The 23,217-nt window shown below is 43.0% G+C and carries 24 protein-coding genes; 8 read left to right on the top strand and 16 right to left on the bottom strand.

Features of this window, described 5'->3' with window-relative positions; translation table 11 throughout:
* Positions 1-115: 115 nt before the first annotated feature.
* The gene (locus IGI67_RS21570) at positions 116-523 is read left to right on the top strand and encodes a YjdF family protein (RefSeq protein ID WP_429959222.1); all 408 of its coding nucleotides are present in this window, start codon (positions 116-118) and stop codon (positions 521-523) included.
* Between the two features lie 115 nt (positions 524-638).
* The gene (locus IGI67_RS21565) at positions 639-1,148 is read left to right on the top strand and encodes a hypothetical protein (RefSeq protein ID WP_429959221.1); all 510 of its coding nucleotides are present in this window, start codon (positions 639-641) and stop codon (positions 1,146-1,148) included.
* A gap of 50 nt (positions 1,149-1,198) precedes the next feature.
* Here IGI67_RS21565 and IGI67_RS21560 read toward each other — a convergent pair whose 3' ends face one another.
* The 9 genes from IGI67_RS21560 to IGI67_RS21520 all read right to left on the bottom strand — a co-directional run bounded on the left by IGI67_RS21560 (position 1,199) and on the right by IGI67_RS21520 (position 8,928).
* Positions 1,199-2,053, bottom strand: a complete 855-nt coding sequence (locus IGI67_RS21560; RefSeq protein ID WP_429959220.1) for a DUF6544 family protein — start codon at positions 2,051-2,053, stop codon at positions 1,199-1,201.
* Between the two features lie 135 nt (positions 2,054-2,188).
* Positions 2,189-2,959, bottom strand: coding sequence for a DUF1295 domain-containing protein (locus IGI67_RS21555; RefSeq protein ID WP_207108486.1), 771 nt, complete (start codon positions 2,957-2,959; stop codon positions 2,189-2,191).
* A complete protein-coding gene (locus IGI67_RS21550; RefSeq protein ID WP_429959219.1) occupies positions 2,959-4,773 on the bottom strand; it encodes a DegV family EDD domain-containing protein in 1,815 nt (604 codons plus the stop codon). Before IGI67_RS21550 ends, IGI67_RS21555 begins: the two co-directional genes overlap by 1 nt.
* A 5-nt stretch (positions 4,774-4,778) precedes the next feature.
* Positions 4,779-5,183 (bottom strand): DUF2177 family protein, encoded by a 405-nt coding sequence (locus IGI67_RS21545; RefSeq protein ID WP_429959218.1) that lies wholly within the window; start codon positions 5,181-5,183, stop codon positions 4,779-4,781.
* A gap of 368 nt (positions 5,184-5,551) precedes the next feature.
* Complete coding sequence (locus tag IGI67_RS21540; RefSeq protein WP_429959217.1) at positions 5,552-6,175, bottom strand: DUF2922 domain-containing protein; 624 nt, start codon at positions 6,173-6,175, stop codon at positions 5,552-5,554.
* Between the two features lie 44 nt (positions 6,176-6,219).
* Entirely contained in the window at positions 6,220-6,603 is a 384-nt protein-coding gene (locus IGI67_RS21535; protein ID WP_207108482.1) for a hypothetical protein, read from the bottom strand.
* A 368-nt stretch (positions 6,604-6,971) separates the two neighbouring features.
* Complete coding sequence (locus tag IGI67_RS21530) at positions 6,972-7,145, bottom strand: hypothetical protein (RefSeq protein WP_207108481.1); 174 nt, start codon at positions 7,143-7,145, stop codon at positions 6,972-6,974.
* A 35-nt stretch (positions 7,146-7,180) separates the two neighbouring features.
* Positions 7,181-8,077 carry a glycosyltransferase family 8 protein gene (locus IGI67_RS21525; RefSeq protein WP_429959216.1) on the bottom strand — a complete coding sequence of 299 codons (897 nt, stop codon included), beginning with the start codon at positions 8,075-8,077 and terminating at the stop codon, positions 7,181-7,183.
* Positions 8,074-8,928, bottom strand: a complete 855-nt coding sequence (locus tag IGI67_RS21520) for a glycosyltransferase family 8 protein (protein ID WP_207108479.1) — start codon at positions 8,926-8,928, stop codon at positions 8,074-8,076. Before IGI67_RS21520 ends, IGI67_RS21525 begins: the two co-directional genes overlap by 4 nt.
* A 300-nt stretch (positions 8,929-9,228) precedes the next feature.
* On the opposite strand from IGI67_RS21520, the gene IGI67_RS21515 reads away from it, so the two are divergent.
* Positions 9,229-10,041, top strand: a complete 813-nt coding sequence (locus IGI67_RS21515; protein ID WP_429959215.1) for an HAD family hydrolase — start codon at positions 9,229-9,231, stop codon at positions 10,039-10,041.
* 48 nt (positions 10,042-10,089) lie between these two features.
* On the opposite strand, the gene IGI67_RS21510 is transcribed toward IGI67_RS21515, so the two are convergent.
* Together IGI67_RS21510 and IGI67_RS21505 are read right to left on the bottom strand one after the other, a co-directional pair.
* Positions 10,090-10,731: a carbonic anhydrase family protein gene (locus tag IGI67_RS21510; protein ID WP_429959214.1), complete on the bottom strand. Its 642-nt coding sequence runs from the start codon at positions 10,729-10,731 to the stop codon at positions 10,090-10,092.
* A 36-nt stretch (positions 10,732-10,767) separates the two neighbouring features.
* Positions 10,768-11,691, bottom strand: a complete 924-nt coding sequence (locus tag IGI67_RS21505; RefSeq protein WP_429959213.1) for an alpha/beta fold hydrolase — start codon at positions 11,689-11,691, stop codon at positions 10,768-10,770.
* A gap of 109 nt (positions 11,692-11,800) precedes the next feature.
* Here IGI67_RS21505 and IGI67_RS21500 point away from each other — a divergent pair, with 109 nt between their 5' ends.
* Positions 11,801-12,169 (top strand): YccF domain-containing protein, encoded by a 369-nt coding sequence (locus IGI67_RS21500; protein WP_207108475.1) that lies wholly within the window; start codon positions 11,801-11,803, stop codon positions 12,167-12,169.
* 34 nt (positions 12,170-12,203) lie between these two features.
* Here the strand turns inward: IGI67_RS21500 and IGI67_RS21495 are convergent, their stop codons facing one another.
* The gene (locus tag IGI67_RS21495) at positions 12,204-12,374 is read right to left on the bottom strand and encodes a hypothetical protein (protein WP_207108474.1); all 171 of its coding nucleotides are present in this window, start codon (positions 12,372-12,374) and stop codon (positions 12,204-12,206) included.
* Between the two features lie 69 nt (positions 12,375-12,443).
* The gene (locus tag IGI67_RS21490) at positions 12,444-12,698 is read right to left on the bottom strand and encodes a TfoX/Sxy family DNA transformation protein (protein WP_088935340.1); all 255 of its coding nucleotides are present in this window, start codon (positions 12,696-12,698) and stop codon (positions 12,444-12,446) included.
* Between the two features lie 293 nt (positions 12,699-12,991).
* Between IGI67_RS21490 and IGI67_RS21485 the strand changes: the two genes are divergently transcribed.
* Both IGI67_RS21485 and IGI67_RS21480 read left to right on the top strand, forming a co-directional pair.
* Entirely contained in the window at positions 12,992-14,443 is a 1,452-nt protein-coding gene (locus IGI67_RS21485; RefSeq protein WP_429959212.1) for a helix-turn-helix domain-containing protein, read from the top strand.
* Positions 14,444-14,514: 71 nt separating this feature from the next.
* Positions 14,515-15,051 carry a prolyl-tRNA synthetase associated domain-containing protein gene (locus IGI67_RS21480; RefSeq protein ID WP_207108472.1) on the top strand — a complete coding sequence of 179 codons (537 nt, stop codon included), beginning with the start codon at positions 14,515-14,517 and terminating at the stop codon, positions 15,049-15,051.
* 148 nt (positions 15,052-15,199) lie between these two features.
* Here IGI67_RS21480 and IGI67_RS21475 read toward each other — a convergent pair whose 3' ends face one another.
* The gene (locus IGI67_RS21475; protein ID WP_429959211.1) at positions 15,200-17,071 is read right to left on the bottom strand and encodes a hypothetical protein; all 1,872 of its coding nucleotides are present in this window, start codon (positions 17,069-17,071) and stop codon (positions 15,200-15,202) included.
* A 503-nt stretch (positions 17,072-17,574) separates the two neighbouring features.
* Complete coding sequence (locus IGI67_RS21470) at positions 17,575-18,525, bottom strand: hypothetical protein (RefSeq protein ID WP_429959210.1); 951 nt, start codon at positions 18,523-18,525, stop codon at positions 17,575-17,577.
* Positions 18,526-18,707: 182 nt separating this feature from the next.
* Here IGI67_RS21470 and IGI67_RS21465 point away from each other — a divergent pair, with 182 nt between their 5' ends.
* Together IGI67_RS21465 and IGI67_RS21460 are read left to right on the top strand one after the other, a co-directional pair.
* Entirely contained in the window at positions 18,708-21,275 is a 2,568-nt protein-coding gene (locus IGI67_RS21465; protein ID WP_429959209.1) for a transglycosylase domain-containing protein, read from the top strand.
* A 59-nt stretch (positions 21,276-21,334) separates the two neighbouring features.
* On the top strand, positions 21,335-21,769 hold the full coding sequence (locus tag IGI67_RS21460; protein WP_429959208.1) for a hypothetical protein: 435 nt from the start codon (positions 21,335-21,337) through the stop codon (positions 21,767-21,769).
* A gap of 55 nt (positions 21,770-21,824) precedes the next feature.
* Here IGI67_RS21460 and IGI67_RS21455 read toward each other — a convergent pair whose 3' ends face one another.
* On the bottom strand, positions 21,825-23,213 hold the full coding sequence (locus tag IGI67_RS21455; RefSeq protein ID WP_429959207.1) for a glycoside hydrolase family 1 protein: 1,389 nt from the start codon (positions 23,211-23,213) through the stop codon (positions 21,825-21,827).
* Positions 23,214-23,217: the final 4 nt, after the last annotated feature.

The following is a 23,217-nucleotide window of genomic DNA, read 5'->3' as shown; positions in this document are numbered from 1 at the left end:
ACTAATGATGAGCATAAAAACACATGGCGGTTGGTAGTCCGCCGCATGAAAATGTCAGTAACCTGCCCTCCCTGGGTTGTCCCTTGCTTGAAATTTATTTAGGGGAGGTGTCATCATGAAGTTGACGATTTACTTCGATGGCAGTTTTTGGTGTGGCTTGGTGGAAGCTGAAACTGATGGCCATTACCAAGTGATCCGACATGTTTTTGGTGCTGAGCCAAAGGATGGGGATGTCTTTGAGTTTATTTTTAAACGCTTGCCCTGTTTGTTGGAGCAGTCCGGTACAGTCGTCGCTGCGCCAAAGTCTGAAAAGAAAATGAATCCTAAGCGGATGCAGCGTCTAATCAATCGCGAAAAACGCCAGCCGGTAGTTTCTACCAAGGCACAGCTTGCTATCAGCGAATTACGCGAGCAAGCAAAAACAGCGAGCAAAGCGCAAAGGCGACAACGAAAAGCTGCATATGCTGAGGAACGTTTTCAGCAACGACAGACGAAGAAGCGTGAAAAGCACAAAGGACACTAAAAAGTTTCACAATGTTGTTCAGCTTCGTTCATGAAACGAGCTGTAAGCGAAAAAGACAGCCGCGGCTGCCTTTTTCGTTTGTAACCTAATATAAAATTATCCGGAGGGCTGAGGAATGAAAACAAAGAGACAAAAAGAGCTGATCGATTCATTTTTACTAACGCTTGACACTGAAACTGGTGCATTATACCGTGAAATTGTTGTCTATTTGTCTGAACTCGGCTATAACCCCAAAAAAGAGCGAGCTCATATCTCCTTCAAGCATGACCTGCATAATAAGCAGATAGCTAAAATAGGTATCAAAAGCAAAAACTCGTCTCCTTTTTTTGCTTTAAGATTTTCCGCCTGCCAAGATTATTCGCAAAAGCTTGCCGAAGCCGTCCGTGCAGCGATTATCAAATCTCCTAGTAAAACTCCCGGATGTGTACATAAAAACTGTGACTATTGCGCTGGCGACCCGGAAACACATATCTATACATTCCCGTTTCCTGACAAGGAGACAAAAGCACATTGCGGTGCATATGCTCTTGAAATACCGGGTATTGTTGCGGAGGACTTAGTGGAAATTAAGCAGCTGATCAAAAAAGAGCACGACTATTTACTAAAATACGAGCTAGACACCTGACAAGCTTATTCCCTACACGACAATAAAAAAGACAGCCGCGGCTGTCTTTTTTATTTGATCGCGGCGAGGTCAACTGAATAGCTGACTTTGATTTGATCACTGACGAAGTAATCATCTACGCCCTGAGGCAGCTGCCAGTTCACACTGACACATCCGGGTCTGCGATAATCACCGTCGCTTTCGTAATTTTCATAAAGGACGAACCAAGGAACTAATGAGGTTCCCTTTCCATTTTCATCCATGTAGCGATCTTCGGTATCGAAACGAACGATATCCCCAGAATCATCAAATGTGAAACGCCCTTTCGCACTCACACCGTTCCACGTAATCGTCCCTTCAATCCTTCGATCATCAAGTGTTTGCCAAACTACATAATCCTGTAAAAACAAGCTTGGCATAAACACCGCATCCGCCAGAGCGGTAATCAGCTGACCCTGATCCATCTCAGGTCCAGTCGAGTGAAACAATTGAATATGCTTTGCGATTCGTCCGATCATCGCTCCACGGCCATCCTTCACACTGTCTCTAACCTGGACTGGCAAGCCAAACATCCGAGCCTTTAAAAAGGCGAAGCGATCCGGCCGATAAACAAAGTTGACTTGGCAAAAATCAATCGAAACCGGTTCTTTATCTGGAGCCATTCGAAATTTGGTGTTTCCAAAACGAATATGCATATTGCGCATCAACGGTCGATCGAGATAGCCATTCTTCTTGAAGTATTTCTTTAATTGCTGCGGCAGCTGAGCGATCGCTTCTTCAGTGATCAGCTCCGGCTTCTCAGAATTTTTTTCCTGTTGAAAAGAATCGCCAACATCCGCCAAATAGCTATTCCAAGCAGGTCCGCCTGGCAGAAAAAGATAAATAATGATACATGCTAAAATAATAATTAGCCCCCATAGCAGCATAGACCATCCTTCCCTTCTCATACAGTTTTATGGTTCAGCTCTACTATATACTATACATGAAAATCGGCAGCGAGCCATCCGCCCAAGGACTTAGAAAAAGCAGCCGCTTAAATTCGGCTGCCTGCAAAGCTTCATTTACAAACCCTTTTTCCCCACAAACGGAAGAAACTTCGGTGTTTGATCCGCATAAGCGCGATAACCGGGCTTTTCTTTGTTCTTCTTCTCTAATAGCGGGACACCTGAAACAAATAAAAGCAGCAAGGTAATCGCGATCGGCCCAATCATTCCCCAAATATTTCGTGGTTCATTTAAGCTGATCAAAAAGATTCCCCACCAGCTCAAGGCTTCGCCAAAATAATTAGGATGTCTGGTCAGCGACCATAAACCCGTTGTCAATAGCTCGCCCTTCTTAGCCGTTCGCTTAAACACCGTCAGCTGATAATCACCAATGGTTTCAAAGGCAAAGCCGCTCAGCCATATGATGACCCCTAGCCAGTTCCACCAATAAAAGGCCTTTTCCGTGCCGGTTGTGACAAAGAAAATCGGCAAGGCCACGACACACAGGAGAACCCCCTGCAGAACAAAAACATTCAAATAGGCTTTTAGCTTGGCAAACTGCTTGCCCCAGCGTTTACGCATATTGACGTAGCGATAGTCCTCAGGCTTGCCGATATTCCGTTTCGCTAAATGGAAAAACAATCGCAGCCCCCAAATAGTTACGAGAATCAAAACAGCGGTTGCCGCCAGCGTTTTTTCCGGCATTAAGAGATAGCCTGTCACTGCAACGATCACAAAGCCGATTCCCCAGGCCATGTCCACAATCGAATTATTGTGCAGCGCCTGCGCGAGAAAAAACAGCGCGGTGAAATAAATGAACAGAATCATTATTATTGTCCAAACGATCATTATTTTTCATCTCCTCCCAATTCATAAGCAACTGCGATACTGCCTTCTCCCGCACTCATAGCAATCACCGTTGAACTATCCGTGATATAGCTTGGCGGAAAAGCAAGCAGCTCGCGAAGCTTTTTGCCCCACAGCTTGGCTTTGGCTTCGTTATTGACGTGAATGATCGCATATCGTTTGATTTTGTGCTTTTGATTGACCTTCCTCATCTCACGCAGAATTTTTTTCTCGTTCCCCTTGCGGCTAAAAGCAAAATTGCTCAATTTCCCTTCGCCATACTCATCAAGACTGACGATAGGCTTCAAATTGACCTGCTTAGCGAGCTTACCGACAGCCTGCGGAATCCGTCCTGAGTCGATCATCGGATCTAACCCATCCACACTCACCAGAATCTTCAATCGCTCGCGTTTTTCTGCTGCTCGCGACACCACTTCCGCAAACGGTATTCCCGCTTGAATCCACTCATTGGCGTTCATAACGAGTAAGCCCTGAGCGGCAGAATTTTGTCTGGAATCAATGACTTCGATCGGGATCGCATGGCTTCGCTTCGCTGCCTCTTTGACTGTATAATAGGTTCCGCTTAATTTCCCAGCGACAGTGATGACTAAGATCGCTTCATAGCGGGTTTCTAAAAAGGAAAACAAATTCTCGACCGTTTTCAACGTCGGCTGCGAGCTCGTCGCACGACCCTCTGTCCCTTTAGCTAGTTCAAAAAGCTGTTTCGTTTGCAGAGTAAGCTTATCGAGATAGCTAGTCGTCCCCAACAAAATATTCATCGGCAGAACATGAATCTGATTTTCCAGTAAATACTCTGCTGGAAGATCCGCGATGGAATCAGTCACTAAGGCAATCGGTGCTTTGCGCTGCTGGTTGACATGATACTGCAGCAGCATGTCGTCGGCTTTTTGCTGGATGGGATCACCAACACTGCTCAAATAGTCCAGGACCTCCGCTGGCTGATTGGTGTGAATGTGAATGCGCGCCTTGCCGCGGTTCACGGCAACAATCAGTGAATCGCCGTACGCGTTCAGCTTCTGCTGCAATTCACTCTTAGACAGCGCCACTTGATCAAGGAATACTTCGGTACAATAACGATACCTCGGCTCTGAGGTATGACTATGCTCCTGCGGTGATTGCTCAATTTTTATCCCATCTGCTGGTTCATTTACTAAATGAAGGGCTGGCTGTTTGGTCAAAAAAGCTTCCGTAAAGCCTTCGATGAATAAATAAAAGCCCTTGGCACCGGCATCGACGACTTGATTCTTTTTCAGGATTTTCAATTGATTGGTCGTATTCTCTAAGGACTGCTTGGCCTTGTGCAGAGCATTTGGCAGCAAGCTTTCCAGACTGAATACTTGCTCACTTTCATCCAGCGCCTCCGCCCATGAACGGATCACAGTAATGATTGTCCCTTCTACCGGCTGTTCAATTGCCTGATAGGCTTCACCGATCGCTGATTTAACGCTTTCCACAAAGCTTTGAACGGAGCTCTTTTCCTCCAGTTTTAGCAGATGATTGTAGATACCGTTAAAATACTGGGCAAAAATAATTCCTGAATTTCCTCGTGCACCTACTAATGAAGCCTCAGCTACCTTTTCAAACACTTCAACGACCGAGCTGCTTTCTTCCTTCGTCTCTTCCAAAATAGTTTGCATCAAAGAAGCCAAATTACTTCCCGTATCTCCATCTGATACCGGAAAAACATTGATCTGATTTAATACCTGCTTTTGATTGATTAATTGAATCGCTCCTTGCCGGAAGGCAAAAAGCAGTTCCTTTGGATCAATCGCCTGATTTGATTGACTCATTTCCATGATATTTACCTCCAATGAAAGTGCTGCGCAACGAACACCGTAAATCCAGAAACCGCCGCGGTCACAAAGGTTCCCCAAATCAAATCAATGATCGTGATCATAGCAGGCCAATTGTTTAAGGTCGCCATATTCGTTAAGTCGTAGGTTCCATAGCATAAAAGACCTAGAAAGCCTCCCGCTGCGATGGCATAAAATAGACTTCCCTTTTCTAACGCAGGAGTGACGATAAAAAGGAGAAGCCCGATCAAGTAGATTCCATAAAAAATCACTGCCGGCACAATTTTTGTCTGTCCCATCAAATGCCCTAAATTCTCCTGATACATCCGCCGAGCAAATACTAGCAGCCATAATAAATCTAAAACCAAAAAGGATGCCGCGGCTACCCCAAATAATTTCAATAAATTGACCATTCTGTTCCCTCCTCATAGTTGAAGCCTTTTAAGATTGCTGTTTTCCAATGATTGGACTCATCGTATCATTCTAGGAACAAAGGCGGAAAACATATGCCTGATCACTTGATAAAATCTGCTCAAAAGCTGTTCAATCACTATATTTTAAAGCCATGCTTCAAAATTATCCTTGAAAAAGTAAAAACAGACACTCCTTTTATCACTAGCCTGCTTGACAATTACGCTGGTTTTTGGCAAAAAAGCGACTACATATCGATAGCACACGCCAAATAGCCCGCTAAATTAGCGAGCTAAAAATTTTATTAAGTTTTCACTACTACTCATTTCACCCCATACCAACGTTGGATTTTCGATGGGATGAACACTGCTTATTCTCGTTTCCGGATACGATCAAGCAGCCGCTTTCGTTTTTTCTTTGGTGTAGGTGGCGGTGCCTGCGGGATCTCAGCGGACTCCGCCACCTTTCGTCTTTCTGTCAGAATGAGCTTGGCTGGCTGTTCTGTGTCGTCGATCTGAATATCTTCTAATGTATATCCGTCAGGCACACAGGCCGTGATAATCGACAGCGCTTCGCTCTGATACATTTCTCTTGGATTCATTTCCGCCGGCAGTTCAATTGTTTGGATTAATACATTGGGTTCAGGCTTTTCTTCAGAGACCTGAAGCATTGTTGCTGGCTGAGCGTCCTCGGCCATTTCAGGTTCTGGTCTCGTTTCCTCCACAGCGCGTACGGGTTCCTCTGCTTGTATGGACGGCTCCGCCGCTGGTTTCAGACTATCGTCAAAAAGCTCTGTCTCAATCGTTTCGATCAAAGTCGCATGCTTGACCTTTTTATATAAGCCGACACCCTTTCGTTCAAATAGGTTCAGCTGCGTTAACTTGGTTAAGGACGCTTTGATCTCCGCGCCCGTTTTCGTGGGATCCACATTTTTAAAGCGCAAATGTTGGGATTTACCGTTGCTGTTTTCAAATTCTGCATCTAATGTGAACATGCTTTTCCTTCCTTTCATTCCTTTTTTTCCTCACCTGTTCTTCGTCATGAACCTGCTAATCCTGCTAAAGGCTCTTTAATAAACTGGGTGTATAGCGCGTGTATTTTTTCAGCAATATATGTTTTTGCGGGAAATAATTTAATCGTTAACAGCCGCCATTCCTTTTTCTCGAAATAGGCCGCAAAATAACTGTAAAAGCGACGCATCGCAGCCGTTGAGCGGGTCTGTAAAAAAATGTGCCGTACCAGCCGCTTCAGCAGCATTGAAAAATCTGCCGCCTCCAGCTCATCTCGTACTTGAAGCGCTACCAAAATTTGGATGGCGCCATTTCCGTCGTTGGTTTCTTTATAATAATGAGTGACGCGTCTTTCCAATGTCTTGCGAGTCAATGTAAAGAGCTGTCGTCTGCTCAACCCATAATCTTCCATGTGTACCTCCTTCTCTATTGATACTTATTTTTATTTGAGATATCTACACACATAAAATAATCCTTTTGTCACGGCCTTTTCAATACCAAAATGTTTATTTCAAATTAACATAAAGGATTGGCGGTATTAAACGGCTTATTATTAAGAATGTTCTCTACAATAAATAACCACATAATAAGTATTTCTAATTTAATTTCATCATTTTCTCATATACAAAAAGAAGCCTTCCTCTTCATGAAGGCGGTGAAATTACTCTCCAAACTTAGCTTCACCTGCAATTTTTCTTTAACTAATCAGCTGATTTCCTGACGCTTAACCATAAAAAAGGGCCCGGACAAATGAATTGTCTTGGACCCTTGATTACTTGCTTATCTTTTCCGCTGGTTGAGCTTTTTTGTGATAAAACCAATCACAAAAACGGATAAAAGCTTGAATAGCAGTGAGCGAACCGCGCTATCCTTTTGCCTGTCATTCTTTTTGCCTGATTGGTGGTGAAAACGACTTTTAGGGTGTTCCCACTTGTTTTTTGTTTTATCCTTCATTCGTTATCCTCCTACTTATTGATTATTCAACTGGTCTATCCTACTAACCCAGTTTTATTCGTTGAAGATGCTTTTTCTGAGGATTTTTCTTCATTTTCTTCCTCGTTAAAGGCGGTCAAATCTTCATACTCCTCGTAGTATTTCTTCAAGGAGGAAGTAAACTCTGGACTCCACGGTTTGACATGTCCTGAATAATGAATGATTTTAGGATCTCTGCGCGCTTGGAAATATTCCTTCTCACCCTCTGGATCTGGATGCTCTACTTCACGTTTCATAATGTAGCTTTGGGCATTCCATTTTGGATGAAGCTGCAGCCAGTGGTCGTGCAGGATCGCATTCAGCGCATCCTGATCATGAAATTCCAATTTCTCAGGATTGTCGTGAATGTAACGCAATACGCGATTCGTTACATTTTCTGAGAGCCATGTTTTCATATTGATCAGCATGAAGCCTGAATTGAAATACTTCGTTGAATCACAGGCGATCGCCATTTTTTCTAAACGATGATGGAAGCCGGCATCCTCTACTGCGGCTAACGTATAACCCGATAGATCAATCTCCCACAATGCCGAGATATCCGCCAGCGCGATCATATCGCAATCCAAATAAAGAATTCTTTCAATATCCTGATCACGGAATAATTCCGGGATCGCAATCCGATAATACGCCGTTTCCGGGATACGGTCACTTTCCACCGCGTCCGCAAAATACTTCTTATCAATCGTTAAAAAGTGCAGCGCCGCATCATATTCTTTGACGGTTTCACGCATCAAACGTTTATTCGCAATACTGATTTCATCATCGATCACGTAAAAATCAAAATCCGCTGCGGACCCCTCAGCATTTTCTAGAATCGAAACAAAAAGTGCTGATACATGTTCCGCAAATGCATCGTTGCAGCTTGAAACTACTGTAATTTTTTCTTTTTTCATTTTACCTTCACCGTCTCCATAAAAATACTTTTGTTCAATAGATCCATGTATTTCTCTTGATAGGGGTGCCCCTCCAGCGTATTCCATGGCTTGTCATGACCTGTAAAATGAACAATCGCCGGATGCTTGCGCCCTTCTTTATACCAGTCATCGTATCGCTTCGTCGGTGCAGGATGCTTGTCAAAAATCAGTGACGATTGCATGTTCCAACGAGGATGAAAAGGATGCCAGTTCTCATAAAGCACTGCGTTTAACGCATCCTGATCATGATAGATGATTTTATCTCCATTATTCTTCAAATAATCAATTGTTTTTTCAGTAATGTGCTGCTGATTCCACTGCTCGACGTCAATGACCATCACACCAGAATTAAAATAATAGTCATCAGAATCAATGCCTAAGCGCTCCAATGCCTCGGTTTGACCTGGATCAATGATCGCGCCGATCGTCTTCCCAGCTAAATCCTGCTGATACAATTTCTGAATATCCTCCAGAATCAATGTATCCGAATCAATATACAAAATTTTTCGATAATTTTTCTCTGCCAGCATCTTCGGCATAGAGATTCTAAAGTAGGCAGTCGTTGTAATATGGTCGCTGACTAGAAAATCTTCGTAGATTTCTTCATCGACCTTTACAAATTGAATAACAGCCGCATCAGAATAGTTATGCACTGTTTGAATCAATTTCTCCTTACTCGATACTGAAAGCTCATCATCAATGATAATGAAGCGAATCGGTGTTTTTCTTCCAGTTTTATCTAATAACGTTGAGATCATTACACTCAGATAAGGAGCGTAATTTTCATCTGCTGCTGTGACTACGGGTATTTCCTCAATTTTTGAGAACATAATATCCTTCACTCCCATCAAGTTTTTCTATTTATTAATAACAGCTGGTTACAAGTCCCAGATTAGCCCCCTCAAAAGAAATAAGCAAAATTACTGCTTTGAGACCCCAATCATTTAGTCAAAAAAACCGCGAATAATCCCGATATTTGGGGGATCTTTATCGATTATTAAATTTTTATAAAGTTTTAATTTATTTATTGATTTGAAATTCCTTTTCTATTCACATGAGCGTTTAATTGTTCATTTTCTGAAAATTGGACTAACCTATAAGATAGATGAATCAAAAAAGGACGGATATAGATGAAATTGGCAGCAATAGATCTTGATGGTACCCTGCTGGATAAAGAGGGAAATATTTCTGAAGAAAATGCTTGGGCATTAAAAGAATTTGATCGCCAAGGAGGAACAGTGGCTTTGGCGACTGGCCGATCGATCCAATCAGCGAGAGAAGTATTTGAACAATTGGATTTGAGCGGCTTTACATTAGCCTCCAATGGCGCTTATGTTGCTCGCATCGAAAATGGCGACATCAAAAAAGTCTTAAAAAGCTACACGATTCTTCCGGCTACAGTGAAGACTGCACTTTCCTTTGCGATGAAAACCGAAGTAACTGTTGTAGCCAGCCGTGCTGCGCAAGATGACCGAATTTCCTTTGCTCAGGACAAAAACGAAGTCAACACCCCCTACTATGCCCAGTTCAATTTGAAGGAATCAAAAGTTGACGAGCTCTGGCAGCAAATCGACAAGGAAGCGATCAGCTATTTCAAGCTGGCGTTTACTGATGGAGACACTAGTAAATTAGTTAAGCTGCGCTCTCAGCTGGAGAAGCAGCGGATCAACAGCTCCTACTCTGATAAATACTGGCTGGAGGTTATGGCTGAGGGGGTCAATAAGGGCGCCGCGCTGAACTTTTTGACTAAACATTTATCTATGGACTTAGCCGACGTATTGGCTTTTGGCGATCAAGAAAATGATTTAGAAATGCTTAAAATCAGCGGAAGAGGGATCGCGATGGAAAATGCTGCACCTGCTGTAAAGAAAATCGCTGATAAACTGACCAAATCGAATGAGAACTCAGGTGTTGCTTTCATATTGAAAGATTATCTTGCCTAATTCTTTAGAAACCAAAAAAAAGTCGTTGCCAAAAAGCTGGCAGCGACTTTATTCGTTATAGCTTAAAATTTTGCGCTCATTGATTGGCTGACACACTCGATTATTTCTTCCATGAATGGCTAGAAATCTCAGAACCTGTTCCGCCGACACTTCTAAAATGTTTTGCATCACATACCACTCGACCCCTTCCGTTAACGGCGGAGTCGTCAACGAGCCGATGTAATGGTAATAGCTTTTATTTTCAGGCATCAGGCTCGCAACAGAAAAGCTGCCGCTCCCCTTTTCCTGATCATATTGGTTCAACACCTGTTCAAAATCGGGATTAAACGCACCTACCTGATAAAGTACGCCAATAACCGCCAGCTGACCGTTGGCTGATTGGAAGAGAAAATGACCTTCTAACGGAAAAATCTTGCCGTCTAAGCGATGCTCTCCATCAGCATGAAAATGCACTTGGACAAAGTTAAACACACGATTGTTGAAGCTGGCTTGGCCGGCTCCTAATAACTGCAGATTTTGTCCATTATTAAAAAAAGTCGCGGTCGTTTCTGAAAGGTTTACTTGCAGTTTAGCTAATGTATCATTGCTTTCAATTTGAGACGTTTGGATATCAATCGGTGATTGGCGCAGGCCGTTTTGCGGCTCCCAATCACCTTGGTGGCAATAATCTATCAAAAATTTTGCTTTCATATGATCCCTCAATTACCTAAAATTTTTACAATAATATCATTTTTCAGAAATATTTTCCATCCATTTGCAAATATCTTGAAAAACTGTAAGTTTTTGAGTTTCGTTCAACAGTTCATGGCGAGCTTTTTCGTACAGCTGTACTGTCACCTGCTCCACACCGGCAGCCTGATACGCCTTGGCTGCTTTCATCACTCCTTTGCCATATTCTCCAACTGGATCTTCTTTACCAGAGAGAAACAGCAACGGAAGCTTTTTCGGTATTTTTTTTAACAGCTCCGGCTCCTGCGCGCGAATAATCAGCGAAAAGAGCTCGTGATACCCGCTCAAGGTAAACAAAAAGCCGCAGTTTGGATCTGCCAAGTAAGCATCTACTTCCTCAGCTAAGCTGACTAGCCAATCCTTATCGGTTCGTTTATTGAAGATCTTGCGATTCATATTGCCGAACGCCAACTGATCGATCAGCCTGCTGGGGTGCTTTTTCCCCTGAAATCGACTCAGCACTTTAGCGGCCCCTTGACCAAAACGAGTCAGCCACACCGGCTGCTGCCCTGTACCCACCAGTATCGCTCCATCAATCTGCTCGCCATATTCAGCTAGGTAATTTCGCAGCACAAACGATCCCATACTATGTCCTAAAACAAAAAAGGGTAAATCGGGATAGTGTGACTGCCCCCATTTCGTTACTTGATATAAATCCTGAACCAGTCCATGTTTGATGGTTTCATCATGGAAATAACCCTGCGGATTTTCCTCAACAGATGCCCCATGTCCCAGATGATCATGCCCGATCACCGCGACATTCCGTTCGTTTAAATAATTAGCCAACGGTTCATAGCGCATCAAGTGCTCCGCCATTCCATGCGTCACTTGAAGGACCGCTTTTGGCTCCTTGCAGGACCAGTGATAGGCCTGTAAAAATGTTTTCTGATCAACAGAAAGCAGTTCAAATTTTTCTAACATCGGCTTTTCCTTTCTCGCGTACTTTCGCTTTTTTTCTATGTAATTCCATCTTAAGTTGGAGGTGCATCTAGCAAAAAGTGGTAAACTATGGATAATGGAGGGATGGAATATGTCTTGCTTAGGTAATATCATCTGGTTCATCTTTGGCGGACTGATCGGCGGGCTGACTTGGTGTCTTGCCGGCGTTTTGTGGTGTATCACCATTATCGGCATCCCGATCGGCCTGCAATGCTTCAAATTTGCCAGTCTGAGCTTTGCTCCGTTTGGCAAGGATATTGTTTATCATGGAACGGGGTTAAATTTGATTGTCAATATTATTTGGTTGATTGTTTCTGGTGTCCCCTTAGCCATTGGACATCTGGCCAGCGCTGTGGTGCTATGTCTTACGATCGTGGGAATTCCGTTTGCCGCGCAATCACTGAAGCTGGCTCGCTTAGCCTTAATGCCCTTTGGCGCCCAGATCGTTTCTATTCGTTAAAAAAGGAGGAGTGACAGTCGTCATCCTCCTTTTCTTATCCAAAAATCAAGTAAATCAGACCTGCGACAATCAAGATCAGATTCAGCGTTACCTGAATGTTCACCATCAGCGGTGTCACATTCCTTTGCTTGCGGCGTGCCAGATAGATAAAAATAGTATACGCACCGACCAAGATGACAAAAATCACTAATGCGATCAGATACAAAAGGCCACTTCCTTTTTTGTATGTAGTGTAACGCGAACACTTTCTCTCAGCAAGCAAAGTCAAAGAAATCTAATTTAATTGTTTGAAGAAATCACGCAGTTCCGCTTTTCGCCGTTCACTTAATTCACGCTTAGGGATATCCTGAATCGCCCCTTCTAAGCCGTACAACAAATGCAAACAAGCCCCGTCATCTACCAAATGGCGGATTTTTAAAAAGGCAGCCTCTGTTCCCAATTCCCGCAACTGATCAGGGGTAACTATCCCAACCTGCTCCAACTTCTCTTCATTTACTACACCAATATTTTTCATCTCTGAAATTTTCATCTCTGACTCCTTACTCCTTTTAGATATATTATACCTTAGAATAAAAGCGGAAACGACCGCTTTCACAAAAAGTTTAAAAAGCCGTCACTTTTTTTCAAATCATCACAAGAAAAGGAAATTTAAACAAAATAACCTTGGTTATTTTTTATTAAAACGAGTTTCTTATGATTTGTTTAGGATATAGCTTTATTTTTCGCCATTTATTAGGTTATTATTTGTATTAAATGATATTTTAATCTATTATATAAATCAGTACGGTTAATTTTTATTAAGTAAGAATGGAGGGCACATTCATGCTGGGGATGGATAAAAACACACGGCTAAAAATTCAGATTATAGAAACGCTCGATGGTCTGCAGACGCCGATCTCTTTAAAAGAATTACAGGAGAAAATCGGTTATGCCAGCCTTGGTACGATTCGTGTGAACTGTAAAGAATTACAAACGATCATCGAAGAGCTTTACACCGGAGATGATTATTTTTTAACTCTGCGGATGGATAATGGACGCGGTATTCAGCTTGATCGTTCCTCAACGAACCTCCAGTCCTTGACGAATTATTTATACCAGCATGATTTGGCTTGCGAAATCATTCGTATGATCCTGACGAAACGAAAAATTTCGGCCATTCAATTTTGCATGGATAAAAACATCAGCGAATCCAAGTTACGTCGTAAAATCAAAGAAATCAATCAGGATCTGTCTGATTACGATCTTTATATCTCCTGCTCCACAAAAATCAGCTTAAAAGGGCGAGAAGTCGATATTCGTCGTTTCCATTATATATTCTTCCGTGGGCTGTATCGTCAGTTCTGCCAAGTCGAACGGATCAATACTGAAAGCTACTTTCAGCTAGCCAACCAAATAGAGGATTATTTAAAGCTGGCCAATAACCCGACCAATCTAGAAATGATCTGCTTTTGGCTATTAATCACCAATCAATCCCTCAGTAAAAAAGGGGAGCTTATTTTCAACAGTACTGAAAAAGCATTGCTGAACCGCTTCAAATATCCGAAAAAACCGGCCTTTTTAAAAACCTGGAACACCAATGAATGGCGTTTTTTCCTTTATGCTATTTACAGCTCCTTGTTGAACGATTTTGAATTGCAGTATAAGAATTCCTCAAGAGAGCTCTTTTTTAACCAGGCTATTGCTCATTGGCTCAAGTCGTTTTCTACTCACTTCCGGCCATTAAACAGCCGCGAGCAGAAGTTTGTAGGCCGCAAGCTTAAGCAGCATTATGCGGCGCTGGCCTTCTTCCGACTAAATGATCCGATGATCGATGAGCTTGGAAACAATGTGGCCCTGAATCAGGTGCAGTCGCAATTTCCCTATTATTACCGACGCTTTGATGCCTTTTGGCAAGAATTCACTCAGGCAGTGCCTGGCTACGACTTTCGTCAATTGCGGCTTTATTCGTTTTTAACCTGTGTAAACCTCTTTTCATTGGAAAATTGTCTGCCAGAGATTTCAGTGTATGCGTTTTCCGAGCACAGTGATCTTTTTAGTATTTTTATCCAAGAAAAAATCAATTTGTATTTCAAAAATCGCTATCACCTGACTTTTGTTGAAACCCCGCGAGAAGCACAGCTGATTATCGGAACAACACCGGCCTGCAGAAACTTCCTGTCAGAAGGTCAAGAATCGGTCATTATTCGTTCGAACATGACTACGACCGACTACATAGATATTGAAGCGATTCTGGCAAAGCTGGTAAAAAAAGATTTGGCGCAATTAGAAAAATAAATGAAAATAGGTTGAGAATTTGATTAAAAAAAGGTATCGTAGTAGGTATTACATACACAAAGGAGGCCGTTATGGTTTACGTTAGTGAAATGCATACTACCCCACCGACTGAGTTTGGTTCTGAATTAGAGGAAAAAACATATGAAACACTGGCAAAGCTGGATATCCCCTTTTATCAAGTGGCTACAGGCGAAGCCTTGACGATGGAAGATTGTATCGATATCGATAATCGCTTAGGGATCGAAGTCGTTAAAACGATCTTTTTATGCAACCAAAAGAAAACCAAATTCTACTTGTACATTACACCAGCAGATTTTAAGTTCGTGACTAAAGATTTTGGCAAAAAATTGGAGATTCCGCGGGTATCATTTGCTTCAGCTGCATTGCTAGATGAGCGGCTGGGTGTGATTCCAGGAGCCGCAACGATCTTCGGACTGTTAAAAGATCCTGAGCATGAGATCCAGCTCGTTTTCGACAAATCCGTTGCTGAACGAGAATGGTACGGCTGCAGTTCCGGTTCTGTGACCAACTATATGAAGCTGAAAACAGCGGATTTATTTGAAAAATTCCTGCCATATACGGGACACGAAGCGATCCTTATTGATTAGAAAATGAAAAGTGTTAGGAGACAGTCTCCTAACACTTTTTTTGGACGATTCTATTATGCTGGAAAGTCGATCAAAAAAACGGATTCCTTTCCATTTTGAGAATACCTTGCAACTCCCGCCTGACCGAACTGATCAAGCGTCTAGCTGTCTACCATTTTACCGTAACACAGCCAATTTCTTTCATCGGTCCAGTGATTTCCTTACCAGAATCTGAACCAACCGCTTGGAGTGCGAAATAGTAAGTGCCTTTTGATAAGCAGACTTTGCTTAATGAATAGTCAATGTAGTAGCCTTTTCCAAAAACACCATTCGTATATTTCGCATAACGAACATCGATTGTTTTATACGCGCTGCTGTACTGACCAGTACTTGTTCTGCGGTATACACGAACCTTTGTATAGTCTAGTGAATTCGGATTTTGCGTACCTAAGAAGATTTGTGCGCCGTAGTAGCGTGTTGGGATACAACCGCATTTAAGAACATTCTTGATGCAGCCGTTCAAGCCATTGCCGATTTCTTTTCTCTTCAATGTTGTTGCACAGCTTGATCCCCATTGAGGACTTACCCAGCTGCTCCATTGACCATAGCTTGCTTTCACCCAGTAATAATAAGTGGTGCATTGGTTCAAGCCTTCATCTGTATAAGACATTTCTGAACCATCTTGTTTGCCATTCACTGTGATCGCTGTCGCATTGTTAATATTGTTCGTTGTACTGCGATATAGTGTATAGCTAGTTGCGAATCTTGTTGAAGCATTGTCGCTCTTTGTGTTTGTCCAGTTCACTTTGATCGCTTTATCGGAAACTGCTGCTGCTTTGATATTCGGATTCAATGTAGTCCCGCAAACAGTGAACTTGCCGATATTTGAACTGCTGACTGTCTCGATCGTATATGGACAAACCTTCGGACGTTTTACCATTACTTTGTAGCAATAAGTCGTATTGTGGTCCAACTTGATATCGTTATAGGTTGTTTTTCCTGTTACTTTAGCAATTTCTTTGAAATCGCCAGAGTGGTAATCGTTGCATTTTTTACTTGCACGGAAGATCTTATATTCAGCATCGCTGCCTTTTGATTCCCAGCTAAGCTTTAACCAATGATGCTGTGCTTCAGTCACACAAACATTTTTAACTGCATCCCATTTTTCTTTATAGTTGTTTTGGTTACAATGTTTTCCGCTGTGATTTTTATCGCAGTCTTCATGGTGCTTCCAATTATTGTTGCAGCCGTGACCGCTATGGTTTTCATCACAATTTGAACCGTGATGCCATTTGTTTTCATTACAGTTTTTGCCGCTGTGATTTTTGTCACAGTGTTCGCCATGTTTCCAATTGTTTGAATTACATTTGCGGTATTTACTATGATTTTTATCGCAATGCTCATCATGCTTGCCTGCATTGCTGTTGCAGGTATTGCCGTTATGTTTGCCGTCACATCCTGTTTTATGATTAAACCAGCCGTATGTTTGGGCTGCCGGCGCATTAGATGACGATTCTTCAGACGTTTCTTTTGTTGATTGTTCGGTCGATTCTTTCGCTGGTTCTTCACTAGTAGCTGCTGACGGTGCCGCTGCGGCTGCGTCAATTTTCGCATCCCCCGCTTTTGCTGCAGCATCTTGATTAGCTATTGGGCCAGCTGCGTCCTGTTCCTTGCCATCGACCACAGCTGCTACTTTATAATAGTAGAGATAATCAGCCTTAAGCGTGCCTTTTGTCTCCAACTCGTCATAAGGATCAACTGTATATGTTTTGTCACTCTTCAATGTTTGAATTCGCTCAAATTTCCCATCCTGTTCTTCTGCTCGATAGATGTTGTAGCTTTGCGCATCCTCAACCTTATCGAACTGAATCACAGTCCATTTTTGCTCATCATTATGTTTTACTGTCAGATTTGCCGGAACATTCTCCTCATCTGCTGCAAATACTTGTGCCGGTACCCCTAACGAGGACACGGTCATGATCAATAGCGTTACCAACGACATGATCCCTTTTAATTTTTTCATTAATCCCTTTTTTTTCATTTCGCTCTCCTTTTCTGCTCTTTACCCAAGTGCAAAAAGTGCACAACAAATAAACCCTACCCTAATTATGACATTGACCATTTTCTCGAGGAAAACAGTATGTGTATTTTTTGAGTTTGTTTTTGGCCAAAAACAGAAGCAGCGTTCCATAAACCACCCCCTATCAAGTGAACATACCAACAAGCATGCTCGAACACAGGAATTGCTCTCTCATTTCCCGTCTCTAAGAATGTGAATCTTCGGGATTTTTCCTGTTGTCACAAATATAACAATTATTGTGATATAATTCTATAATCACTCAAAATTCAAAAATATTCTTTGAATTATGATGAAAAATTTTCGCTATACTCCATATATTTTATAATATATTTAATAAACTAATTGGATTTCCTGCTTGACCCACCCGAATTTGTCCACATAAAACAAGACCATCAAAAAATTGATGGTCTTGTTTTATGATGTATTTTTCTACTAGGCAAGCCGCCTTGATTTTTATCCACGGATTACTGTCTATTAATAGAAACAATCTTTTGCTGCAGTCGATCATAGACGACCACGAAATTCGCAATATCCTTTTCAGAAGTCGGTACCCGGAAATAATAATCCGACTGTCCATCTGTCGGTGTATTCGTGTGATAGAACCCTGATAAATACGCGTGGGTAATATCTCCGCGAGTATCCTTGAACAGCTCAAAGAATCCGCTCGGATCCGTCACGTTTATACTTTTTTCCAACGCCTTGAACTCCGTTTGATTGCTGTCCAGCCCCGCTTTTTCCATTTGGCGATAAAGCTGCGTGTCTGTCCCGCGGCGAATCAATTCCGTCCAGGCAGTCTCGAAATCCGCTGACTTATCTAAATAGGTGTCATCTTTAGTGATCACTGATTTTACATCGCTGCCATCTTCTGCCGTCAACTCATTCAGCTCTTTTTGGTTAAAGCGAAGATTGACTGTATAATCATGGCGTGAACCACTCGTATCAGTAAAACTCCAAATCTGCCGCTGTGTCGTCATCGGCTGGTTATCCACTAAGCGCTGACCGAATCCCACTAGACTGACACTGACAAATCCCCTTTCCTCTGAACTCACCATAGGATAGATTTTGCGGTACAGATTAAAAATATTCTTCCCGTCCTTCGCCTTTCCATAGATCTTTTCGATCGCATCGGCCATCGCCTGCGAGCTGGAAAGGCTGTTGCTATCTGCGAATGCCTTATTCAAAGCATCGATTTTTTCCGTTTGTTCGCTTAATAATGTTTGATCATTGACATCCTTTAGCGGCAGCACATCTAATTTCGGGAGCTCTTCTTTTTTCTTTTCCTTATCATCACTGGCAAAAACACTGAACGGAATCGTAAATTGCGGAAAATTCCCACTCAAAACAATCCCAAAGGCCCCGACAAATAAAGCGGCTAGAATTCCCCAAAAGATCAACCATTTTTTCTTGGTATCCATAGTTCACCTCGTCTCCTCTACATTGTGGCGACAAATTAAGCAAGCGTCAAGTATTTCTAGGTAAAATCCGACTATTTTTATGAAATAATCTAAATTTTTTCTTGGAAAAATATGAATAGGATAGTTATTCTCGTCATTTTCTATTACACTAGAGGAAATGATTTTTTTAAGGATAGGCGGATATGGCAAATAGACAAGAACGACATCAACAAAGAAAAGAAAAGAAAATAAGACCTGCACGTAATAAAACGTCGCGGGGGAAATTGGCACGATCAACGAAGATCTCTCTAGGGATTCTTGCTGCAATCCTCTTAGTTGTGATTGCAGGAACGATTTTCTTCTTCCAAAAATATGGAAAGGAAGTCACCGCGGCGATCGATGCCGGCGAAGAACATGCGGCAAAGATCCAGGAAAGTGACTTCAAGCAGTATCACCCAACCACGATTCTAGATAAAAACGGACAGGTGCTCAAGGAGCTGAAAACGCAGGAACGGGACTACCTAACGTATGACAAGATGGACCCGCTCGTTTCTCAAGCCTTGATCGCAATCGAGGATAAGCGATTTTATGATCATCACGGAGTCGATACCCAAGGTCTGCTGACGGTTGCGTTGAATGCCGCGACTGGCCGCGGGGTGCGCGGCGCCTCAACCATCACCCAGCAATTGGTGAAAAATATTTATTTGACGCCAGAGGTTTCGATCTCACGGAAGATCGAGGAAATGGTCATGGCTCAGTCACTGGAAAAAAAATTTACCAAGCATCAAATTTTGGAGTACTACTTGAACAATGTCTACTTCGGACATGGCGCTTACGGAATCAATGCAGCGGCAAAGGTCTATTTTGGCAAATCGATCAATGATACCAGTCTTTTAGAAAAGGCGACACTCGTAGGGATCACCAATAATCCGGGGATTTTTGATCCGACGACGAATAAGAAAAATGCTTTGAAGCGCGCCAAGCTGATCCTCAAAGAAATGAATCAGCAGGGGTATATCACAAAGGACCAGTATGATAAGGCTGTTGCAGACGATATTTCAGCGGAGATTCACAGTAATGCGCTGAATAATCAACTAGACAATAATGAGGTCGCCTTGGCGGTGGATTCAGCTACTAAGATTTTAATGGGCCAGCAGGACTTCCGCTTCCAATATCAGTTTGATTCAAAGGAAGAAGAGGACCGCTATAACGAAGAATACAAGTCGGCCTATAACAAGGTATATCAACGAATCCTTTCCGGCGGCTATCAAATCAGCACAAGCATCGATCCAGCACTCCATGATCAGCTGCAGGGAATCGTCAGCAACGTCATGAATGCCTGGCAAGATCGTAACGGCGAGAATAATTTCTACACCAAACAGGCGGCGATGACCGTCATCGATAATCAGACTGGCGACGTGGTAGCCAGCATCGGCGGTCGCGGCGAAGAAGGCAATCATTACAATCGCGCCTTTCTCTCCTATCGTCAGCCTGGTTCGGCGATCAAACCTTTAGTATCCTTTGCGCCCGCTTATGAGCGTGGATTGTTAGAGGGCAGCGTGGTTTCAGATGACCGGCCGAATAATACGTATCCTAATAATGTATATAACGGATCAAAAGGAAATCTGACATTACGTAATGCAATGGCAATTTCTTCCAATGTCGTCGCCTACAAATTAGCCAGTGAGAACCGTGATGAATTGAAAGAGCCGGTTTATCAGCCTTTAGCTCAAATGCAATTTACCGGCTTGGATGTCGAGGATGACAATCCGATCATCGCTGTCGGCGGAATGACCTACGGGGCAACTACCCAAGAAATGGCCAGCGGAATCGCGACACTAGTCAATCAAGGAAATTATCGTGCCCCGGTCAATATCCAAACGATCAAACGCAAGGACAATGGTCAAGAAATCTTCTCGCAAAGCGAGATCGCCCAGCAGAAGGTTTACAGTGATGACGCGGCATACTTGACCATCGATACAATGAAGGCCGTTCACCAAAATGCAGATGGAACAGCGGCAGGCTTGGCCCTAGCCCACAATCAATATTGGGCCGTAAAAACCGGGACTACCGACGAAGCCAAAGATTTGTGGACAGTCGGTGCTACGCCCCACTACACTGTAGCCGTCTGGGCAGGCGATGACACGCCGCAGCCGCAGGATAATATGAGTGTCGGTCAGGCGACAAAAGAGATTTTCAAACAGACGATGGACCTTTTGAACAACGGCAAAGAAGATGTTGATTTCCAAATGCCCTCTTCCGTACAAAAAGCCGGCGGACAATTGGTCACTCGCTCTAGTCAAACAAAACAAGTATTGGCAACTCGGAAAAATTCGCTGCAAACCGCCACTACGAATATCGATACCTTGGCGAAGCAAAAAGCCAACGAGCTGACAGCCGCTAAATTGAGCACACCAATGGTAGAAGAAGCATCCACCTTCAGTAATCAATTAATCTCTGAACGGATCGATACCTTAAGCCAATTTGAGATCATCGTGACAGATACTCAGGACAATTGGCAGACCTTCGATCAGTATGCCCAAGACGTCTTTGCTCTGGTTCAACAGGTCGAGCCTTCCGGCGGAACCCTTTCCGATCAATATACCGGTGTTTACCGCAACAAGGAAGCCGAGTACGCACATGAAAAAGCTGCTCGAGATTCCGCGATCAACACCGTCAAGGACCAAATCACTGATACGAAAAATCAAAGCAAGGATTTAGACAAGCAAATCAACGAGTTGAAAAAACGACTCGAAAATGAAAAAGATTAAAAAAACAGTCGTCGCTTTGACGGCTGTTTTGCTATACTTTTAAGAAAAGGAATGAGTTTATGGAACCTATTTTAGCCCTTTTGACCGCTAAAGATACCAAAGAAGCGCTGGCGGCATTTAAAGAATTAGAAGCAAACTGTCTCGCCGAACCTATTTACGCAGATACGTTAGAGAGGTTCTTGCCTGCTTTGACTGCCGAAAATTCGTGCGGTCGAGGACGCGCCTTTAAGTTCTTTGCGATCAACGCCCGCTGGGATTCACAGGCTGTCATCGAAAAGCATCTCACAGACATTTTGGGCATCTTAGATGATTCCAAAGCTCCCACCCTTCGCCAATGTATTCCCTATCTGACCTATTTGGCCGAAGCCAAACCCGAGCTGATCCCGATCATTTGCGAAAAGCTGGATTCCTTGGCGCTCGATCAGTATAAGGAAAGTATGCAGAGTCTGATCAGAAGAGATATTGAGAAGGTTTTAAGTGAGTTTAATTGCTGAACCTTAAAAATCCCGATCACTTGGAGATTCTCCAGGTGATCGGGATTCAATTATGCTATTGATCAAATCCATTTTTATTGATAACATCGGCCATCCAGAAGCTGGATTTTTTAGGTGTTCGCTGATAGTCCTGTGAAAGTTCTACGCGATAGAACCCATAACGATTCTTAAACGCATTCAACCAGCTCCAGCAATCAGAAAATGTCCACAGATGGTAACCGAAGCAGTTCGCTCCCTCCTTGATCGCCCGATGCAGTTCTTCCAAATGATCTTTGATAAACGTTATCCGATAATCGTCTTGAATAATGCCCTCCTCATCCTCAAAGCACTCTTCTTGCGATACGCCCATGCCATTTTCAGAAATGTACCATGGAATCTCACTATAATCATTTTTTAAACGCATCGCGATGTCGTAAATTCCTCTAGGATAGATTTCCCAACCGCGATGTGGGTTGATTCGTTTTCCAGGCCAGTCATAGCCTTGGAATAAATCACGAGGACCAGTTATTTGTTCAACGCGCTCCTCCTCAGGGATGGCTTGTACTCGTAAAGGCTGGTAGTAGTTGCAGCCGATAAAATCTACGGTATTTTTCGCAAAAATATGTTTATCGTCTGCTTCAGTCTCAGGTGATAGATTCGACCGCTTCAATAGTTGAGTGAACTCATCGGAATACGTACCTTTGACTGCACCATCCAAGAAGCTGCGGATATAGATATGATCCGCCCACTTTGCGGCCTCGACATCTTCCGGCGAGTCACTTTTCGGATAAACAGGTGAAAGATTCAAAATGATACCTATTTTTCCGTCGTTAAACCGAGAAACTCGGAAAGCCTCTACCGCTTTAGCATGAGCAAGCATCGTGTGATAGCCCACCTGGACCGCGCGCTTGAAATCTTTGATCCTCGGCCAATGGGCATCGCCATAATACCCACATTCGATGTGTACTAACGGTTCATTGAAGGTCGCCCATTTTTTTACAATATCACCAAACTCTTCAAAGGCAACACTGGCATAATAAGCAAAATGATCGACTGATTCCCTTGCTTCCCAGCCGCCCTTTTCCATCAACCACCACGGCATATCAAAATGAAATAAATTGATGATCGGCTCTACACCGCTGTCCACTAGCTCTTGAAAATAAGCGCGGTAAAACGCGACTGCCTTAGGATTAAGCGTTTTTCCATCAGGCAGTAATCGTGTCCATGCGATCGATGTCCGATAAGAGTTCAGGTTCATCGACTTCATGTCAGCAACTTCTTCTTTATACTTTTCATAAACATTTGAAGTATTTTCTGGACCTACTTGGTCATAGAATAGTTCTGGCTCCATTTCGAACCATTTGTCCCATGTTGATGGACTTTTTCCATCCATTGCTGCGGCTCCTTCTGATTGCGGAGCGCTTGTAGCCGCTCCCCACAGGAACCCTTTTGGAAATTGAAGCATGATT

This window comes from Enterococcus sp. AZ196, from assembly GCF_050498845.1.
In the GTDB taxonomy this organism is placed as follows: Bacteria; Bacillota; Bacilli; order Lactobacillales; family Enterococcaceae; genus Enterococcus_A; species Enterococcus_A murrayae.
The sequence above is the reverse complement of the archived record's forward strand: the minus strand, read 5'-3'. Positions and strand labels throughout refer to the sequence as shown.

Bases quoted from the DNA above. Each gene is read 5' to 3' on its own strand.
- IGI67_RS21530 (WP_207108481.1), bottom strand. From the start codon at position 7,145: ATGAAGGATAAAACAAAAAACAAGTGGGAACACCCTAAAAGTCGTTTT.
- IGI67_RS21550 (WP_429959219.1), bottom strand. From the start codon at position 4,773: ATGGAAATGAGTCAATCAAATCAGGCGATTGATCCAAAGGAACTGCTT.
- IGI67_RS21520 (WP_207108479.1), bottom strand. From the start codon at position 8,928: ATGTTCTCAAAAATTGAGGAAATACCCGTAGTCACAGCAGCAGATGAA.
- IGI67_RS21500 (WP_207108475.1), top strand. From the start codon at position 11,801: ATGTCTTGCTTAGGTAATATCATCTGGTTCATCTTTGGCGGACTGATC.
- IGI67_RS21570 (WP_429959222.1), top strand. From the start codon at position 116: ATGAAGTTGACGATTTACTTCGATGGCAGTTTTTGGTGTGGCTTGGTG.
- IGI67_RS21490 (WP_088935340.1), bottom strand. From the start codon at position 12,698: ATGAAAATTTCAGAGATGAAAAATATTGGTGTAGTAAATGAAGAGAAG.
- IGI67_RS21480 (WP_207108472.1), top strand. From the start codon at position 14,515: ATGGTTTACGTTAGTGAAATGCATACTACCCCACCGACTGAGTTTGGT.
- IGI67_RS21460 (WP_429959208.1), top strand. From the start codon at position 21,335: ATGGAACCTATTTTAGCCCTTTTGACCGCTAAAGATACCAAAGAAGCG.
- IGI67_RS21505 (WP_429959213.1), bottom strand. From the start codon at position 11,691: ATGTTAGAAAAATTTGAACTGCTTTCTGTTGATCAGAAAACATTTTTA.
- IGI67_RS21455 (WP_429959207.1), bottom strand. From the start codon at position 23,213: ATGCTTCAATTTCCAAAAGGGTTCCTGTGGGGAGCGGCTACAAGCGCT.
- IGI67_RS21475 (WP_429959211.1), bottom strand. From the start codon at position 17,071: ATGAAAAAAAAGGGATTAATGAAAAAATTAAAAGGGATCATGTCGTTG.
- IGI67_RS21555 (WP_207108486.1), bottom strand. From the start codon at position 2,959: ATGATCGTTTGGACAATAATAATGATTCTGTTCATTTATTTCACCGCG.
- IGI67_RS21465 (WP_429959209.1), top strand. From the start codon at position 18,708: ATGGCAAATAGACAAGAACGACATCAACAAAGAAAAGAAAAGAAAATA.
- IGI67_RS21510 (WP_429959214.1), bottom strand. From the start codon at position 10,731: ATGAAAGCAAAATTTTTGATAGATTATTGCCACCAAGGTGATTGGGAG.
- IGI67_RS21565 (WP_429959221.1), top strand. From the start codon at position 639: ATGAAAACAAAGAGACAAAAAGAGCTGATCGATTCATTTTTACTAACG.
- IGI67_RS21525 (WP_429959216.1), bottom strand. From the start codon at position 8,077: ATGAAAAAAGAAAAAATTACAGTAGTTTCAAGCTGCAACGATGCATTT.
- IGI67_RS21515 (WP_429959215.1), top strand. From the start codon at position 9,229: ATGAAATTGGCAGCAATAGATCTTGATGGTACCCTGCTGGATAAAGAG.
- IGI67_RS21485 (WP_429959212.1), top strand. From the start codon at position 12,992: ATGCTGGGGATGGATAAAAACACACGGCTAAAAATTCAGATTATAGAA.
- IGI67_RS21535 (WP_207108482.1), bottom strand. From the start codon at position 6,603: ATGGAAGATTATGGGTTGAGCAGACGACAGCTCTTTACATTGACTCGC.
- IGI67_RS21470 (WP_429959210.1), bottom strand. From the start codon at position 18,525: ATGGATACCAAGAAAAAATGGTTGATCTTTTGGGGAATTCTAGCCGCT.
- IGI67_RS21540 (WP_429959217.1), bottom strand. From the start codon at position 6,175: ATGTTCACATTAGATGCAGAATTTGAAAACAGCAACGGTAAATCCCAA.
- IGI67_RS21560 (WP_429959220.1), bottom strand. From the start codon at position 2,053: ATGCTGCTATGGGGGCTAATTATTATTTTAGCATGTATCATTATTTAT.
- IGI67_RS21545 (WP_429959218.1), bottom strand. From the start codon at position 5,183: ATGGTCAATTTATTGAAATTATTTGGGGTAGCCGCGGCATCCTTTTTG.